This is a genomic window from Myxococcus sp. NMCA1 (assembly GCF_026810205.1).
Taxonomy (GTDB): Bacteria; Myxococcota; Myxococcia; order Myxococcales; family Myxococcaceae; genus Myxococcus; species Myxococcus xanthus_A.
The window spans coordinates 5,292,982-5,308,136 of sequence record NZ_CP113950.1 but is presented as its reverse complement, the minus strand read 5'-3'; the positions used below and the strand labels follow the sequence as shown (position 1 = coordinate 5,308,136).

Genomic DNA, 15,155 nt, shown 5'->3' with positions numbered 1-15,155 from the left:
CCGTTCCCGTAGCGGCCGAGCCGCGACCCCACCGTGAGCCTTTCTCAAGACCTTCTCAAGCAGATCCTCGCTGAAGCAGACCACCCGCTGGGCATCAAGGAGCTTCTCCGGCTCGCGGGCCTGCACCCCGGACAACAGACGGAGCTCAAGCGCGCCCTGCGCGAGCTCGTCCGTCAGGGCGACATCCTCAAGGACGGCAAGCGCTTCGTGCCCCGGCAGCCCTCGCGGCGCGAGGCCGACGTGCGTGCAAGGGAGCAGGTCGCTCCCATGGCGTGGCGTCAGCGCGATGCCGAAGGGCCCCGCGAGGGCGGGCCAGGTCGTGGGCCCCGGCAGGCTGGGCAGCGCGCGGCGGGCCCTGGCGGCTTCGCGGCCCGCCGGCATGAGCCGGGGGCGCGTGGGAAGCGCGCGGGCTGGCAGGAGCAGGGCCCGGGGCGTGAGCGCAAGGGCGCTTCGAAGCACGGAGGGGGCTTCCGGCAGGAGCGGGGGGAGTGGCCCGGCCGCCGGGGTCGTTTCAGCGAGGTTGAAGAGGATGGCCTGCTGGAAGGCATCCTTCACGTCCACCGGGATGGCTTCGGCTTCGTGCATCCGCTGTCGGGGGAAGGGGACAACGTCTTCCTTCCGCCACACGAGGCCCAGCGCGCGCTCGACAATGACCGGGTGGTGGTGGCCGTCTCGGGGCGGCCTCCGCGCCTGGAGGGCCGGATCGTCCGGGTGGTGCAGCGCCGTCGCGAGCTGGCGGTGGGTACCTATGTCGTGAAGGGCCGCTACGCCGTGGTGTACCCCACGGATTCGAGCCTGCCCGGCCCCATTCGCGTGCCGCTGACGCAGATGGCTCGCGAAGGGGACCTGGTGAAGGTCCAACTGGGCATTGGTGCCCAGATGCTGGACCCGGACAGGGGGCTGCACGGCGAGGTCGCCGGCTCCCTGGGCAAGCCCGGCACGCCGAGCGCCGAGGTATTGGGCGTCGCCTACTCGCAGGGGTTCTCGGACGAGTTCCCGCCGGAGGTCATGGGCGAGGCGGACCGCTACGCGGTGACGGTGTCGGAGGAAGAGGCCCGCGGCGAGCACCGGCGCGACCTGCGCGCCCTTCCTCTCATCACCATCGACGGTGAGGACGCGCGCGACTTCGACGACGCTGTCTACGTGGAGGACCAGGCGGACGGGTGGCGGCTGGTGGTGGCCATCGCGGACGTGACGCACTACGTGTGGGAAGGCAGTGCGCTCAACGCGGAGGCACTGCGGCGCGCCACGTCCGTGTACCTGCCGGACCGGGTGCTGCCCATGCTGCCGGAGCGGCTGAGCAACGGCATCTGCTCCCTGCGCCCGGACGAGGACCGGTTGTGCATGGTGGCGGACATGACGTTCGACCGCCGCGGCCACCGTCGCTCCTACGACTTGTATCCGGCGGTGATGCGCAGCGTGGCGCGGTGCACGTACAACGAGGTGCAGGACGTCCTCGACGGCCAGGACGTGCCGCACCGCAACGCGCACAAGCCCCACTTCGAGCGGTTGATGTCGCTGGCCCGCGCGCTGATGAAGATGCGCAAGGAGCGCGGCGCCATCGACTTCGACCTGCCCGAGCACAAGGTGGTGCTGGACGAGGAGGGCCTGCCCGCGCGCATGGACAAGCGCGAGCGCAAGGACAGCCACCGGCTCATCGAGGAGTGCATGCTCGCCGCCAACGAGGCGGTGGCGACCTTCTTCCAGGACGAGGGCCTGCCCACGGTGTACCGGTTCCACGGCGAGCCGGATCCGGAGAAGCTGGCCACGTTCGCCGCGCTGGCGGAGGCCTATGGCTTCAAGATGCGCGTCGAGGACGGCGTGTCGTCGAAGGAGTTGGATGCCTTCGTCAGCCAGCTCCAGGGCCACCCCGAGCAGCGGGCGCTGAACCAGCTCCTGCTGCGCTCCATGATGCAGGCCGTGTACACGTCGTCCCGCGTGGGCCACTACGGCCTGGCCGCCGAGCACTACCTGCACTTCACGTCGCCCATCCGCCGCTACCCGGACCTGCTGGTGCACCGGCTGCTCAAGGCGCACTGGGCCCGGAAGGGGCGCAAGCCTTCGCAGTCGATGCTGGAGCGCGAGGAGGACCAGCTCGAGGACATGTCCGCGCAGTGCTCCGAGCGCGAGCGCGCGGCGATGCAGGTCGAGCGGGAGGTGGTGTCCTTCTACGCGTGCCTGCTGATGAAGGACCGCGTGGGCGAGGAGTTCGCCGCCACCGTGGCAGCCATCACCGACTTCGGTTTCTTCGTCGAACTAGACGAGGTGCACGTCGAAGGCCTGGTCAAGGCGGAGACGCTGGGTCCCGGGGCGAAGCTGGACAAGCTGACGCACTCCCTGGTGTACGCGAATGGGCGCCGGGTGCGCGTGGGACAGAAGCTGCGGGTGCGGCTGACGTCCGTGAACGTGACGGCGAAGAAGATCGACTTCGAGGCGCTCCAGTTCGAGGGCGAGGCGCTGCTGAGCCGCGTCGCGACGCGGGGCGATCAGCCGCACCGGCGTCAGGCGTGGACGGCCGAGGCACCGTCGCACCGCGAGCGGGATGGCCGGCGGGAGCGGGCAGGGCGCCCGGGCCGCCGCGAACGGGAAGCCGCCGCCACGAGCCAGGGCGCGCCCTCTGGGCATCACGAGGAGACGGGCACGGGACGTCCGCGCGGACGCTTCTCCCGCGAAGGCCGTCGTGAGGAGGCCGCGCCGCACCGGAAGGAGCCTCGGTTCCCGCCCAGGGCGCCGGAAGGACAGGAACCTCCTCGTGCCGAGTCGCCCGCGTGGCCCAAGCGCAGGACGTTCATCCGCCCGGAGCCGCAGGCACCGGCGCCCGTGTCCGCCGAAACGGCCGAGCCGCTTCCGCCCGAAGCGCCGTCCGCGCCCGCTTCATGGGAATTGCCGGCGGGCGATGACGCCGCCCGGTCTCCACACCCGGGTTTCGACCGGATTCGCGCGTTGGCGTCCCAGCGTCAGCGTGGGCCTGAACCCCGCGGCGCTTCCCACGGCCGGTCGTTCCAGAAGCAGAAGCCACAGGGCGGACCGGGGCCCCGGTTCCCCGCTCCCAAGCCCGGGCGCGAGTCCGAGGACGACAGGGCATTCTCGATAGAGCCCCCGCGCCCGCCGCCCGAGGCGCCCGTCGAAGCGCCCCCGCCTGTTCCCAGCCGGGCCGTGACGGAAACCCCGACTCCTGTGGCCCCGGAGCCCGTGCGAGCCGCGCCCGCGAGCGTCGAGACGCCCGTGACTCCCGCGCCCGCGCCAGAGACGGCTGCGCCGAAGCGGAAGGCGACGCGGAAGAAGGCCGTGGCGAAGGCGACGCGCACCCCGGCGCGGAAGAAGACCACCGCGGCCGGCAGCGCCAAGAAGGCCGCCGCCACGAAGGCCAAGAAGCCCACCGCCAAGGCGAAGAAGGCGGCGCCTGCTCGGGCCGCCGCGAAGGCCACCAAGGTTGCCGCGTCGAAGTCCAAGGCGAAGGCGCCGTCGAAGAAGGCCGCGAAGCCCACCGTGGCGCGTGCCGCGAAGCCAGCGAAGGCTTCGGGAGCCGCGAAGAAGAAGGCGCCTACGGGGCGCAAGAAGCGCTGAGACCGACGCGGGCCTCCTGCTTCAAGGGAGGCCCGTGACTTCAGGAGGCAACGTGAGCTTCGTCCGGCTGCTGGGTGTCATGCTCGCCATCGCGGGCGCCGTGTTGCTGTGGTCCGGGCTCAAGGCCCGGGACTCGCTCGCGGAGCGGGCCACGGAGTTGTTCACCGGCCGGAACACCGACCGCACCACGCTGTATCTGGCGGGGGGCGGCGCGGCGCTGGTGGGCGGAATCTTGATGGTGCTCGCAGGCGGAGGCAGACGGCGCCGCTGAGCCGGGCGTACCTCGGCTATTCGAAGCGGAGCGCCGAGCCGCCAGAGAGGTCCTTCTCGACGACGGTGGGCGCTCCGGTGATGCGGATGTCCGCGCCGCCCGAGGCTTCGACTCGCAGTGAGCCGGAGACCCGCACCTCGGTGGTGCCGCCTCCGCTCGATTCCAGCCGTGCGTCGCGCGTCTGGAGGCCCGTGGCGAAGAGGCGGCCGCCGCCTGACATCTCACTGTCCAGGAGCGTGGCCTGCCCTTCCAGGGTGGTTTCCGCTCCGCCGCTGGTCTCCAGCGTCAACCGCTCCGTCACGAACCCTCGCGCTCGAATCGTGCCCCCGCCGCTCGCGGTGAGCAGGAAAGAGGGGACGTCGATGCGCCCACTCAGGTCAGCGGTGCCGCCGCCCGAGCGCTGAAAGGACGTCAGCGTCGGCACGGTGATTCGGACACGAAGGGGATTGGCGGACTCCCAGTGGCCGACGTCGTCCGCGAGGAAGTGGACCCGGAGCATCGCCCCGGACAGCACCTCGGTGCGCATCAGGGACACGAGGTTGCTGTCACCCTCGACGATGACGCTGGCGGGCTGCGCTGGATCCACGACGACGGTGGCGGAGATGCCGTCGTTCACCACGACTTCGTCGAACGAGGGGATCTCCCGTTCGCTCTCCACCACACGTCCATTGCCCTCCACGAAAGGACCGGAGGAGCACGCGGTGAGGGCCACCGCGAGCAACGCGGTCCCCACCCAGGCTCCTGACTTCGCGATGCGCATGTCTTCACTCCCAGGTTTCCGGACGTCACCGACGTCGCGGAGGTTGGAACACCCTGGGAGGGGAACAGTGTCACCCAGGCCCCGTGGCAACGGTGGGCATGGGCTGAAACACGAAGGGCCCGGAACCGGCTCGCGGTCCCAGGCCCTTGCGTTCTGTCCGGCAGGTTGCGGTGGGTTACTGCGCGGGCGCCGCCGCCTTCGCGGCCTTCTGTGCCTCACTGAACTTCTTCGTCATCTCCGCGAACTGCACCTGGTACTCGTCCATGCGCTTCTGGTGCTCGTCGGCGCGAGCCGTCGCTTCGGCGACGACTTCCTTGTTCTTCGCGTTCTCGGTCGCCTCGGACAGCGCCATCTCCTTCTGCTGCCGCTCGAACTCCATCAGCCGGCCCATCACCACGCGCTTGTTGAGATAGGTGTTGGCGGAGTTGGGGTTGATGGCGATGACCTGGTCGTAATAGCTGAGCGACTTCTCCAGGGACTCCTTGATGATGGGCGCGCCCATGGAGCGGGCGCCGCCGCGCTGCGCGTAGATTTCCGCGATCCACCCGAGCGACGCCTCGTCCTTCGGCTCCAGCTTGAGGGCCTCGTTGAAGTACTTCTCGGCCTCCTCGGTGGTGCCGCCGGTCATGTACATGCTGGCCAGCGTCCGGTAGATCTCCGCCTTCTCCGTGGGCGTCGTCTTGAACTCGCCCATCTTCAGGACGGCCTCGGCGGCCTCGTTCATCTGCCCCAGCTGCATGTGGGCGAAGGCCTTCTTCTCCCAGACCTTCTCCTGCTTGGGGTCTGCCTGGAGCGACAGCGCGTAGGCCGCGGCGGCTTCCTTGAACTCCTTCTTGCTCAAGTGGTCGCTGCCGACGATGCGGTGCTTCTTCGCGGTGTCGTCCTCGGCCTTACACCCGACGACTGCGCCACCCAGCGTGAGCGCTCCGACCAGCAGACCGACTTTTCCCAGGCGCTTCATATCTGTGCCTCTCAAGATTCTTGAGGACCCACCCTCACGGGTCCTGATTTGCTGGGGAGCATACCCGAAGTCGAGCCGCCGCGGCCCTTCGCCCGATGGCCAGCGCCCTGGTGAGCAGGCAGGCCGCGCACCGGATGTCCCAGTGCGTCACGCCGTCAGCACGAGTTTGACGAGCTCTGGCGGGCTGCCGACGCGCATGGGCGGTCCCCAGAAGCCGCAGCCACGGCTGACGTAGATGTTCGAGTCACCGTGCGCGTACAGCCCGGCGGAGTGCTCCCACGCCAGACCAATCAGCAACGTCATGGGCACGAGCTGTCCACCGTGGGTGTGCCCCGAAATCTGCAGGTCCACGCCGCGTTCGGCCGCCACCTTGAAGTTCGCCGGTTGGTGCGCAAGCAGCACCGCGGCGCGGTCCGGAGCTCTCCCCGCGAGCGCCTGGTCCAGGTCATACCCCTTCTTGTTGCGTCGCCGGCCACCGCTCCAGTCGTCCACGCCCACCAGGTCGAACGAAGCGCCCGCGTCACCAATGCGCACGTGCCGGTTGCGCAGCACCTCGATACCGAGCGACTCCAGGAACGCGGACCACTCCTCGTCGCCGGAGTAGTAGTCGTGGTTGCCGGTGACGAAGTAGCTGCCGTAGCGGGACTTCAGCGCGGCGAGCGCGGCGACGTGGCCGCCGAGCGAAGCCACGTCGCCGTCCACCAGGTCTCCCGTGATGGCGAACAGGTCCGGGCGCAGCGAATTGGCCTGCTGGACCAGGGCGTCCATGTAGCGACGCTGGATGAAGTGGCCCACGTGGATGTCGGTGAGCTGCACGATGCTGATCCCGTCCAGGGCCTTGGGCAGCTTGGGAATCTTCACGGCCAGCTCGGTGACGAGCGGCGGTGAGAAGGCACGCCAGCTTCCATAGGTGGCCAGTCCGCCTCCCGCGACGAAGGCGCTCCCCGCCACGGCCTGGCCCAGGAAGCGCCGCCGGTCTTCGTCCACGGTGGTGCTGGGCGCTGGTGAGGGAGGCGCGGGCGAGGCGTGGGGCCGCACCCGCCTTGCCAGGGCCGCGAGTCCCCGGCCCACGTCCGTCAGCAACAGGGCGATGACGAGGCAGAGCGCCACGCCCATCCATGCGTACACCGCCATGGTGAGCAGCCCTTCGGCGCTTTCTGGAAGAAGGTCCAGCACGGTGCGCCGGAACCCCAGGACGCCCGTCATCGCGACGAGCACGGCCAGGGCCAGCAGCCGAGGCAGGCGGCCAGGCAGCAGGGGGCGCACCAGCCGACGGTACAGGTACAGATGGCCCAGCACCGCGCCGAGCCCGATGAGCATCGAAAAGGAGAAGAGTCGCACCGGTATGAAGAAAGGGTCGCGGGAGAGCCGCACGGTACCACGGCACGGCCCACGGTAAGCGTGGCGCCTGGGTGGCAAGGCTTCGCCCAGGGCGGCCGGGCGGGCTCGCGGGGGGGCAGGGCGCCTGATAGAGGCCCCCCCGTCAGACAGGGAGGGCCGTGGACATGGACAAGGTCGTCGTCATCACTGGAGCAAGCAGCGGCATTGGCGCGGAGCTGGCGCGGCAAGCGGCCGGGAAGGGCGCCCGTCTGGTGCTGGCCGCGCGACGGAAGGCGGAGCTGGAAGTGGTGGCCGGACAGTGCGGGCGTGAGGCACTCGCGGTGGTCACGGACGCGACCCGGCGCGCGGACATGGAGCGGCTGCGTGACGCCGCGCTCGCCCGATTTGGCCGCATCGATGTGTGGGTGAACAACGCGGGGCGGGGCATCACGCGCTCCGTGGCGGAGCTCACGGACGCGGACCTGGAGGCCATGTGGCGCGACAACGTGAACAGCGCACTGTACGGCATGCAGGCGGTGCTGCCGCACTTCCAGTCACGCGACGCCGGGCAGCTGGTGAATGTCTCCAGCACCCTGGGGCGGCTGCCCATCGTTCCCCACCGGTCGGCGTACAGCGCGGCGAAGCATGCGCTCAACGCGCTCAGCGCCTGCCTGCGCCAGGAGCTGCGTGAGACGCATCCGGGCATCACCGTGACGGTGGTGATGCCCGGCGTGGTCGCCACCGCGTTCGGGGACAACGCGCTCGGCGGTGGGCCGGATTCGCGGGTGCTGGCAGGGGCCCAACGCGTCGAGGACGCCGCGAAGGTCATCCTCGACGTCATCGAACACCCACGTCCGGAGGTCTATACCCAGACGGCGACCCAGGCCCAGGTGGAGCGGTACTACCAGGACGTGGAGGCCTTCGAGCAGGGAACCGCCTGACGCTACCGGGCTGTTCCCACGGCGACGTCACAGCACCCAGGCTCGCCGGGTGTTCACGTCGCTCTTGAAGCGGTGGTAGGGGTTGCCGGAGTCCTGAACGATGATGGCCTCCGTCCCGTCGTCCAGGATGGCGGTGACCCGGATGTCGTTCAGGTTCCAGTTGTCACCCGTCTCAAAGGGGTTTGACTGCCCGGATTGAAATCGGATCGCGAACTCGCGCATGTTGCCGTAGAGGACGCCCAGGGGGAGTGCGATTTCCACGGTGCGCGTCGACCCGTTGGGCCAGTTCGCGCCGTTGTTCAGGTTCTGGCTGATGGAGTGGTGGGAGACTTGGTTGTTGATGGTCACCGTGTAGCTGAACTCAGCGAAGGCGTTGCTCGCCTTGCGCAGGTCGTCGCTTCCGGTGACAACGCGGACACGAAGGTGCGTCACCTCTCTGTCACCATCCATGGCGTGTGCCTTGCCAGGGGTCATGACGAGCATGGCCACGGCTAGGGTGGCCGTGAAGGCAGCCAGGAAGCGCCTGGAATACGTGTGCGGGTTGTGGGTCGTGTTCATGTGGGGCTTCTCCTTGCCAATCCAGGGATTGGGGTGTGTGTCATTGACTCGGTGCGCAAGGCCCGCGAGCCGATAGGGACCCTGTCGCGACGCGCTTCGCGTGAACACTGCCAATCTTTTTGCACTGCCCTGACCCCGCGGGCGTGGGGCATTGCGGTGGGATGGCGAGACACGCGGTGCTCATCCTGGTCGTGGCCCTGTTCCGCGCAGCGGCGTTCGCCGCGCCCTCACCCGAGGGCTTTGGTCAACATCCCGAGTCGCTGCGCATCCGGTTGGTGACCATTGGCCCAGGCGCGGACATGCACCAGCGCTTCGGTCACAGCGCGCTGTGGGTCGAGGACGCGCGCCTGAAGACGGGCCTCCTCTACAGCTATGGCACGACGTCCATCGCGAATGGAGGACCGGTTCGCTTTCTCCTGGGCCGTCCGACGTTCTGGGCGGCGCGCCTGTCCGTGGAGCGGAGCTTCTCGCTGTACCGCGCGATGGCGCGGTCCATTGACGTGCAGGACCTCGCGCTCTCGGTGGAGCAGCGTCAGCGGCTCCTGGCGCGGCTGGAGCGCGACGTCCAATCCGCCTCGCGCGAATATGCCTATCACCCGCTCAGGGACAACTGTGCGACGCGCGTGCGGGATGTCCTTGATGAGGCATTGGGTGGCGCGCTTCGGGAAGCGCTCACGGCGCCGGCGCGTGCCACCCAGCGAGAACTCCTCCGGCGATACGTCCAGACGCATCCGGTGTCGGAGCTGCTCCTGATGTTATGGCTGAACGACGCCGTGGACGCGCCCGCGACCCAATGGGAGGAGGCCTTCCTTCCTCGGGAGTTCGCCAGGCTGCTCATGGGGGTGTCCTACGTGGATGGCTCCGGCAAGCGCATCCCGTTGGTCAGGCGCGAGGGGGCTTCGTCCCCGTCCATTGCCGTGGCTGCTCCTGTCGGCGCTGGCTGGGAGGGGGCCGCCGCCTGGGGACCTGGCGCTGGAGGTGCGGTCCTGGCCGTCCTCCTCGCGTTCCTGCGCGGGCGCGGCACGCACCGGGTGTTCCAGATTCTCTTTGGCCTCTATCACGCCGTGTTCGGGCTCACGCTCGGCGCGGCGGGCGTGGCGCTGGGTGGGTTGATGCTGTTCTCCAGGCTCGACGTCATGCAGCGCAATGAGAACCTGTTGCTGGCCAATCCGCTTGCCTTCGGGTTGCTTCCGCTGGGCCTCCTGATGGTGACCGGCAGCGAGCGCGCGGAGCGCTGGGCACGCCGATGCGTCTGGCTGCTCGTGGCGGGCTCGCTGCTCGCGGTGGTGCTCAAGCTCTTGCCCTCCTTCGACCAGGACAACCGCGGGTCCATGGCCTTGTGGCTGGTGGCGAACCTCGGACTGGGGCTCGCTCACGGCTGGCGGTCGCGCCGGCCGACCGTGGCGCTCGCGCTTGCGAGGCGGGGCCTGCTGCCGGGCTGAGCGAAGGAGCCCGCTGAGCTACCCATTGAAGGGCAGCGTGACTTCGACCCGCGCGCCTCCCTCGGGCGGGTTGCAGGCGCGCAAGGTGCCGCCGCTGGCCTCGACGAGCCCGCTCACCAGGAGCATGCCCAGTCCAGACCCCTGTGGCTTGGTCGTGCCGCCCCGGGGCCGCTCTCCCTCCAGCAACCCCGGCCGGAAGCCCGGTCCGTCATCGCTCACGCTGAGCAGGACGCGGTGCAGCGTCGGGTTCGGCTCCACGCTGATTCGAACCGTGCGCGCGCCTTGCTGGCCATCGCCTTCACAGGCGTTCACGAACAGGTTGGTGACCACATGCGTGAGCCCGCGCTCTCCGCCGACAATCCGGACGCTGACGTCGTTGGCGGCGGCACGCGCCAGGCCCGCTGTCTCTTCCAGTTCGAACCGGACCCGGGAGAACCTCGCCTGGACGACCTCCATGGCGCGGCGCAGCGTGGCGCCCATGTTCACCGCTGTCGCGTCTTCAATCAGGGTCAGCTCGCTCAGCGTCCGGGTCTTCACGCTCTCGATGAAGCTGCTCAGCTCACCCAGGTCCTGCACCAGGGCGCTCGCATGGCCGGGCGCGCTGGCGCCCATGGGCTCGCGGAGGAGGAGGTCGGCGCGGAGCCTCGCCGCGGACAGCAACGTGCGCACGTCGTGGTGCTCGCGCAGCAGCGTGCGCAGGTTCGTGCGCGCGCTCTCGATGTGGGCACTCGCGGTTCCGGCCTTGAGGACCAGCCGCCGTGCGATGCCACAAATCACCGAGGCGAAGACTCCCGCGCTGCCGATGAAGATGAACAGAAGCATCAGCTCCTTCGCCCCGTAGGTGGACTGCCCTGCATTGACGTGGAAGTCGACCGCCGTCAGGCCCGCCATCAACAGGAGGTTGGCCGCCGTCCCAATCCAAGCGGCCGCGGGCGACAGCCGCAGCGCGGTGATGAAGGCCACCGCGATGGCCGCCGCGGGGTCCGGCATTCGCAGCAGGCCGGTGTAGTGGGGGCCATGCCAGAGCACCGTGGAGAGGAGGGACGCATGGGCGAAGACAGCGTCCAGCACCGTGGAGGCCACGAGCAGCTTCGCGCCGAACATCCGCCGCCGAGCCGCCCACAGCGCCATCGCCGACACCACGATGCTGCCCAGCAGCAGGGGAAGCTGGAGCAATGCCGCCGCGGCGCCGCCCTCTGCGTGGGCGCCACCCAGTGCCAGGAAGCGCGTCAGGATGAGGGCACAGAAGACAATCCGGACCCCGCTGACCAGCGCTTCGCCCTCGTTCGAAGCGTCGGACAGCACCCGCTGCGCCATCTGCTCCAGCGCCAGCGGTCGAGGACTCTCAGGCATTCATGGTAAGTTGCCATGGGTGGGGCGGGTCCGACATCTCCTGGTCGTCGAGGACGCCACGCGTCTGGCGCGTGCGATCGAGGAGGCGCTGCGCTCTCGCGCCGAGCGGTGCACCCATGTGGCTTCGATCGCCGCGGCGCGTCAGGTTCTCCGGAGTGATGCGCCCGACGCCGTCATCCTGGATGTCAGCCTTCCGGATGGGGACAGCATCGAGCTGCTGGCGCCGCTGTGTGAGCTGGAGCCGCTGCCACACGTCATCGCCATCAGCGGAACGGCGACGGCGGAGCAGGCCTTCCAACTCGCGCAGGAGGGCGTGCGTGCCTTCCTTCCCAAGCCGCTGGACCTCGCGCGGCTGGAGGCCGTCTGGCTGGAGACGCTGGCGCGTCCCCCCGATCTGGTCACCGCGCTGCGGGCGAGCGCGGGACGGGTGCCTCTGCACGGCTTCGAGAGCCTCGTCCGCGACACGTTGGTGGACGAGGCCCTGGCGAAATCCGATGGGAGCGTGCGCGGGGCCGCGAAGCTGCTCCACATCTCGCGTCAGCTCCTCCAGCACATTCTCAGCGGCCGGAAGTAGACGCCATGTCAGGTGCGTGCTTCCCGCTCTCCTCGGGCGCCTGCGCCCTTCAGGTCCTCGATGATGGCGCGGCTGAAGTCCTCGAGGTCGTCCGGCTTGCGGCTGGTGATCCAGTTGGCGTCCCGCACCACCGCCTCGTCCTTCACCTGGACATTGGGGATGCGGCGCAAGTCATGCTGAATCGTCGTCCACGCGGTGAGTGTCCGTCCGTCCAGGATGTCCGCGGAGATGAAGAGCTGGGGCCCGTGGCACACCGCCGCGATGAGCTTGCCGCGGTCATCAAACTCCTTCACGAACTGGACGAAGCGCTCGTCGGCCCGGAGGTTGTCGGGAGAGTGCCCGCCGGGGATGAGCAGCATGTCGAAGTCCTGCACCTGGACGTCGTCGATGCTCCGCTCCACGCGGAACTTCTCCTTGCCTTGCTTGCCGACGACTTCCTCTCCGGCCTTCTTTCCGATGAGGACCACCTCGTGGCCCTCCGTGCGCAGCTTGTCGTAGGGAACCCGAAGCTCGGAGTCCTCGAAGCCGCTCCCCACGATGCACGCGATTCGCTTGCCATCCGCCATGTCGTCCCTCCTCGAGTCAGGCCCGCAAACATGTGCACCCTGTGCAGTCCCGGCCCGGAAGAGGAGGGCTTGAAACGCGCTCGGGCGCCGTGCCCGCCGCCTGCTCGGCGGGCGGGCTGGCGCCCGAGGCCAGGACTCCGGCTACTCGTAACGGAGCGACTCGATGGGCGCGAGGCTCGCCGCGCGCCGCGCCGGCCAGATGCCGAAGAACACGCCCACCGTCGCCGAGAAGGCGATGGCCACGATGATGGCCTCCGGTGCCACCACCACCGTCCAGCCCGCCACGCGCTGGAGCATCGCCGCGCCGCCAATGCCCAGCAGCAGGCCCAGCGTTCCTCCGGCCAGGCACAGCACCAGGGACTCCACGAGGAACTGGAGCATGATGTCCATGCCGGTGGCGCCCAGCGCCTTGCGCAAGCCAATCTCGCGCGTGCGCTCCGTCACCGACACCAGCATGATGTTCATGATGCCAATGCCTCCCACCAGCAGGGAGATGGCGGCGATGCCGGCCAGCAGCAGGGAGAACGTCTGCGTCGTCTCCTGCATGGTGTTGAGCAGCGAGGCCTGGTCGCGGATGTTGAAGTCCGCGGGCTGCTCCGGGCGCAGCCGGTGCTCGCGCCGGAGCTTCTGGTCGATCTCCGCCATCGCGTCGTCCATGGACGTGTCGCTCACGGCCTGCACCGCGATGGAGCGGATGCGGTCGCTGCCCATGACGCGGAACTGCGCGGTGGACAGCGGGATGTAGAGGCTCTCGTCCGGGTTGTTGAAGCCCTGCGCGCCCTTTTCGGCCAGCACGCCGATGACCTCGAACGGAATGCCCCGGATGCGGATGGACTCACCCACCAGGGACGCGGTGTCCGTCAGGCCCAGCTGCGCACCGGCCAGGGCGCCCAGCACCACCACCCGGCGCCGGCCCTTGTCCTCCGCGTCCGTGAAGAGGCGGCCGTTCGTGATCTGCCCCTGGTTGACGCGGAAGTAGTCCGGCCAGGTGCCCACGACGGACAGGTTCGCGTTCTTCGCGCCGTACTCCACCTGGAAGCGCGACTCGATTTCCGGCGCCACGGCCTGGATGTGGCGCGCGTTCTCCCGCAGCGCCTCCGCGTCGTCGATGGTCATCGACGCCTGGGCGCGAATCATGCCGCCCGTGAACGCCTGACCCGGGCGCACCGTGAGGACGTTGGTGCCCAGCCCCTGGAGCCGCTGGGCCACTGAGCGCTGCGCCCCTTCGCCCAGCGCGACCATGGTGATGACGGCCGCGATGCCGATGACGATGCCCAGCATGGTCAGCAGCGACCGCAGCTTGTTGGCGAGGACCGCATCGAATGCGACCCGGATGATTTCACCCATGACGTGTCCTCCTGATGGACCTGGGGGTTAGCGCGGCCCGCGCGGGCCACCACCCGCGCCGGGAATCACGCCGCCCGACATCTGGCGCATCCGCTCGGTGGTCTGCTTCTGCTGCTGCTGGAGCTTCGCCACCGTGATGAGCACCACCTTCTCGCCATCCTCCAGGCCGCTCACCACTTCCGTGCTCTCCCAGTCACTCAGGCCCAGGGTGACGCGCCGGGGCTGCGGACCGGTGGGGCTCTGCACGAAGACGACTCCCTGCCGCGTGTCCGTCGCGCCCTGGACATCCTCGCGAGCGCGGCGGCCCGCGCGGCCCTGGCCTCCGCCGCCCTGGCCTTCACCCATGCCGCCCTGGCCCCTGGCGGGCACCGCGCCCGGCCCGGCGCCATTGGCCACCGCGGCGGTGGCGCCCACGCCGGCTTCTCCCACGGCCGACACCGTCGTCGGTCCGGACGGCGCGCCCGGGTGGCTCGGGGCTCCCGGCGGCCGCATCACCGCGCGCAGCGCTTCTTCGGAAACACCCACCGCGGAGGCCGCGGTCCGGGCGTCCCGCACGCCCACCACCGCGGTGTTGGGCACGGTGAGGGCATTGCGGCGGCGGGAGATTTCAATGGCCACTTCCGCGTTCATGCCCGGCCGCAGCAGGCCGTCCGGGTTGTCCATCCGCACCAGCACCGGGAAGAGGGTGACGTTCTGCTCCACCAGGGCCTGCGGTTCGATCTTCACCACCTCGCCGATGAAGGTGCGGCCCGGGTAGGCCTCCATGGTGACGCGCGCCTTCTGGCCGGGCTTGATCTGCCCGACGTCCGTCTCGTCCACCTTGGCGCGCACCTGCATCACCGACAGGTCCGCCATCTTGAACAGCGCGGTGCCACCGGACACGTTGTTGGTGGCGGAGGCGATGATGACGCCCGGCTGGATGGTCCGCTCCAGGATGGTGCCGGGGCTGCGAGCGATGATGGTGACGTCCCGGCTGCGCTCACGCGCCAACTGGAGGTTCGTCTCCGCCCGCACCTTGGTGGCCCGTGCCGTCGCCGACGCGTCCACGGCCGTCTCGTATTCCTGCTGCGTGACGTAGCCGTCCTTGCGCAGCGCCTCCATGCGCTGGCGCTGGGCCTCCGTCGTGTTCAGCCGCACCCGCGCGGACTCCAGGTCGGCCTGGGCCTGCGCCAGCGCGTTCTGCACGTCGCGCGGCTCGATTTCCGCCAGCAGCGTGCCCTCGGCAACGGTGTCGCCCGTGTCGTAGTGGACCTTCAGCACTTCACCGGAGGCCTGGGATTTCACCTCCACGACGCGCAGCGGCTCCACCAGGCCCGCGGATTCGGCCACCACTTCCATGTCCCGGCGCTCCACCACGGCCACCGCCGCCGAGCGCTCGTTCTTCTTGGGCTCCTCGCCGCGCTGGGTGACGTACACCCCCGCGCCGAGAAGGAGCGCCGCGCTGCCTGAGATGATCCACTTCTTCGTCTTGCTCACGACGACCTCCCGTTCCCTG

General features: G+C 69.4%; 13 protein-coding genes. 5 read left to right on the top strand and 8 right to left on the bottom strand.

What is annotated here, in order from left to right; all coding sequences use genetic code 11:
* The first annotated feature begins 33 nt into the window (after nucleotides 1-33).
* Nucleotides 34-3,567: a ribonuclease R gene (rnr, locus tag OZ403_RS21875; protein WP_268781639.1), complete on the top strand. Its 3,534-nt coding sequence runs from the start codon at nucleotides 34-36 to the stop codon at nucleotides 3,565-3,567.
* A gap of 52 nt (nucleotides 3,568-3,619) precedes the next feature.
* Nucleotides 3,620-3,838 (top strand): DUF3185 family protein, encoded by a 219-nt coding sequence (locus OZ403_RS21870; RefSeq protein WP_140792627.1) that lies wholly within the window; start codon nucleotides 3,620-3,622, stop codon nucleotides 3,836-3,838.
* 16 nt (nucleotides 3,839-3,854) lie between these two features.
* On the opposite strand, the gene OZ403_RS21865 is transcribed toward OZ403_RS21870, so the two are convergent.
* The 3 genes from OZ403_RS21865 to OZ403_RS21855 all read right to left on the bottom strand — a co-directional run bounded on the left by OZ403_RS21865 (nucleotide 3,855) and on the right by OZ403_RS21855 (nucleotide 6,906).
* Complete coding sequence (locus OZ403_RS21865; protein ID WP_268781637.1) at nucleotides 3,855-4,598, bottom strand: head GIN domain-containing protein; 744 nt, start codon at nucleotides 4,596-4,598, stop codon at nucleotides 3,855-3,857.
* A 175-nt stretch (nucleotides 4,599-4,773) separates the two neighbouring features.
* The gene (locus OZ403_RS21860; protein WP_140792623.1) at nucleotides 4,774-5,559 is read right to left on the bottom strand and encodes a tetratricopeptide repeat protein; all 786 of its coding nucleotides are present in this window, start codon (nucleotides 5,557-5,559) and stop codon (nucleotides 4,774-4,776) included.
* 147 nt (nucleotides 5,560-5,706) lie between these two features.
* Nucleotides 5,707-6,906: a metallophosphoesterase gene (locus OZ403_RS21855; protein WP_268784893.1), complete on the bottom strand. Its 1,200-nt coding sequence runs from the start codon at nucleotides 6,904-6,906 to the stop codon at nucleotides 5,707-5,709.
* 158 nt (nucleotides 6,907-7,064) lie between these two features.
* Between OZ403_RS21855 and OZ403_RS21850 the strand changes: the two genes are divergently transcribed.
* On the top strand, nucleotides 7,065-7,820 hold the full coding sequence (locus OZ403_RS21850; protein WP_268781636.1) for an SDR family oxidoreductase: 756 nt from the start codon (nucleotides 7,065-7,067) through the stop codon (nucleotides 7,818-7,820).
* Nucleotides 7,821-7,847: 27 nt separating this feature from the next.
* Here OZ403_RS21850 and OZ403_RS21845 read toward each other — a convergent pair whose 3' ends face one another.
* On the bottom strand, nucleotides 7,848-8,378 hold the full coding sequence (locus OZ403_RS21845; protein ID WP_140792619.1) for a hypothetical protein: 531 nt from the start codon (nucleotides 8,376-8,378) through the stop codon (nucleotides 7,848-7,850).
* A gap of 161 nt (nucleotides 8,379-8,539) precedes the next feature.
* Between OZ403_RS21845 and OZ403_RS21840 the strand changes: the two genes are divergently transcribed.
* On the top strand, nucleotides 8,540-9,820 hold the full coding sequence (locus tag OZ403_RS21840) for a lipoprotein N-acyltransferase Lnb domain-containing protein (RefSeq protein ID WP_268781635.1): 1,281 nt from the start codon (nucleotides 8,540-8,542) through the stop codon (nucleotides 9,818-9,820).
* An 18-nt stretch (nucleotides 9,821-9,838) separates the two neighbouring features.
* Here the strand turns inward: OZ403_RS21840 and OZ403_RS21835 are convergent, their stop codons facing one another.
* Nucleotides 9,839-11,173 carry a sensor histidine kinase gene (locus tag OZ403_RS21835; RefSeq protein WP_268781634.1) on the bottom strand — a complete coding sequence of 445 codons (1,335 nt, stop codon included), beginning with the start codon at nucleotides 11,171-11,173 and terminating at the stop codon, nucleotides 9,839-9,841.
* Nucleotides 11,174-11,192: 19 nt separating this feature from the next.
* Here OZ403_RS21835 and OZ403_RS21830 point away from each other — a divergent pair, with 19 nt between their 5' ends.
* The gene (locus OZ403_RS21830) at nucleotides 11,193-11,747 is read left to right on the top strand and encodes a response regulator (RefSeq protein ID WP_237079739.1); all 555 of its coding nucleotides are present in this window, start codon (nucleotides 11,193-11,195) and stop codon (nucleotides 11,745-11,747) included.
* Nucleotides 11,748-11,755: 8 nt separating this feature from the next.
* On the opposite strand, the gene OZ403_RS21825 is transcribed toward OZ403_RS21830, so the two are convergent.
* From OZ403_RS21825 to OZ403_RS21815, 3 genes are all read right to left on the bottom strand, one after another.
* Complete coding sequence (locus tag OZ403_RS21825; RefSeq protein ID WP_140798731.1) at nucleotides 11,756-12,313, bottom strand: type 1 glutamine amidotransferase domain-containing protein; 558 nt, start codon at nucleotides 12,311-12,313, stop codon at nucleotides 11,756-11,758.
* Between the two features lie 141 nt (nucleotides 12,314-12,454).
* The gene (locus tag OZ403_RS21820; protein ID WP_140792612.1) at nucleotides 12,455-13,660 is read right to left on the bottom strand and encodes an ABC transporter permease; all 1,206 of its coding nucleotides are present in this window, start codon (nucleotides 13,658-13,660) and stop codon (nucleotides 12,455-12,457) included.
* A 27-nt stretch (nucleotides 13,661-13,687) separates the two neighbouring features.
* The gene (locus OZ403_RS21815) at nucleotides 13,688-15,136 is read right to left on the bottom strand and encodes an efflux RND transporter periplasmic adaptor subunit (protein ID WP_268781633.1); all 1,449 of its coding nucleotides are present in this window, start codon (nucleotides 15,134-15,136) and stop codon (nucleotides 13,688-13,690) included.
* Between the last annotated feature and the right edge of the window lie 19 nt (nucleotides 15,137-15,155).

Bases quoted from the DNA above. Each gene is read 5' to 3' on its own strand.
- OZ403_RS21840 (WP_268781635.1), top strand. From the start codon at position 8,540: ATGGCGAGACACGCGGTGCTCATCCTGGTCGTGGCCCTGTTCCGCGCA.
- OZ403_RS21825 (WP_140798731.1), bottom strand. From the start codon at position 12,313: ATGGCGGATGGCAAGCGAATCGCGTGCATCGTGGGGAGCGGCTTCGAG.
- OZ403_RS21850 (WP_268781636.1), top strand. From the start codon at position 7,065: ATGGACAAGGTCGTCGTCATCACTGGAGCAAGCAGCGGCATTGGCGCG.
- OZ403_RS21860 (WP_140792623.1), bottom strand. From the start codon at position 5,559: ATGAAGCGCCTGGGAAAAGTCGGTCTGCTGGTCGGAGCGCTCACGCTG.
- OZ403_RS21835 (WP_268781634.1), bottom strand. From the start codon at position 11,173: ATGCCTGAGAGTCCTCGACCGCTGGCGCTGGAGCAGATGGCGCAGCGG.
- OZ403_RS21865 (WP_268781637.1), bottom strand. From the start codon at position 4,598: ATGCGCATCGCGAAGTCAGGAGCCTGGGTGGGGACCGCGTTGCTCGCG.
- OZ403_RS21845 (WP_140792619.1), bottom strand. From the start codon at position 8,378: ATGAACACGACCCACAACCCGCACACGTATTCCAGGCGCTTCCTGGCT.
- OZ403_RS21820 (WP_140792612.1), bottom strand. From the start codon at position 13,660: ATGGGTGAAATCATCCGGGTCGCATTCGATGCGGTCCTCGCCAACAAG.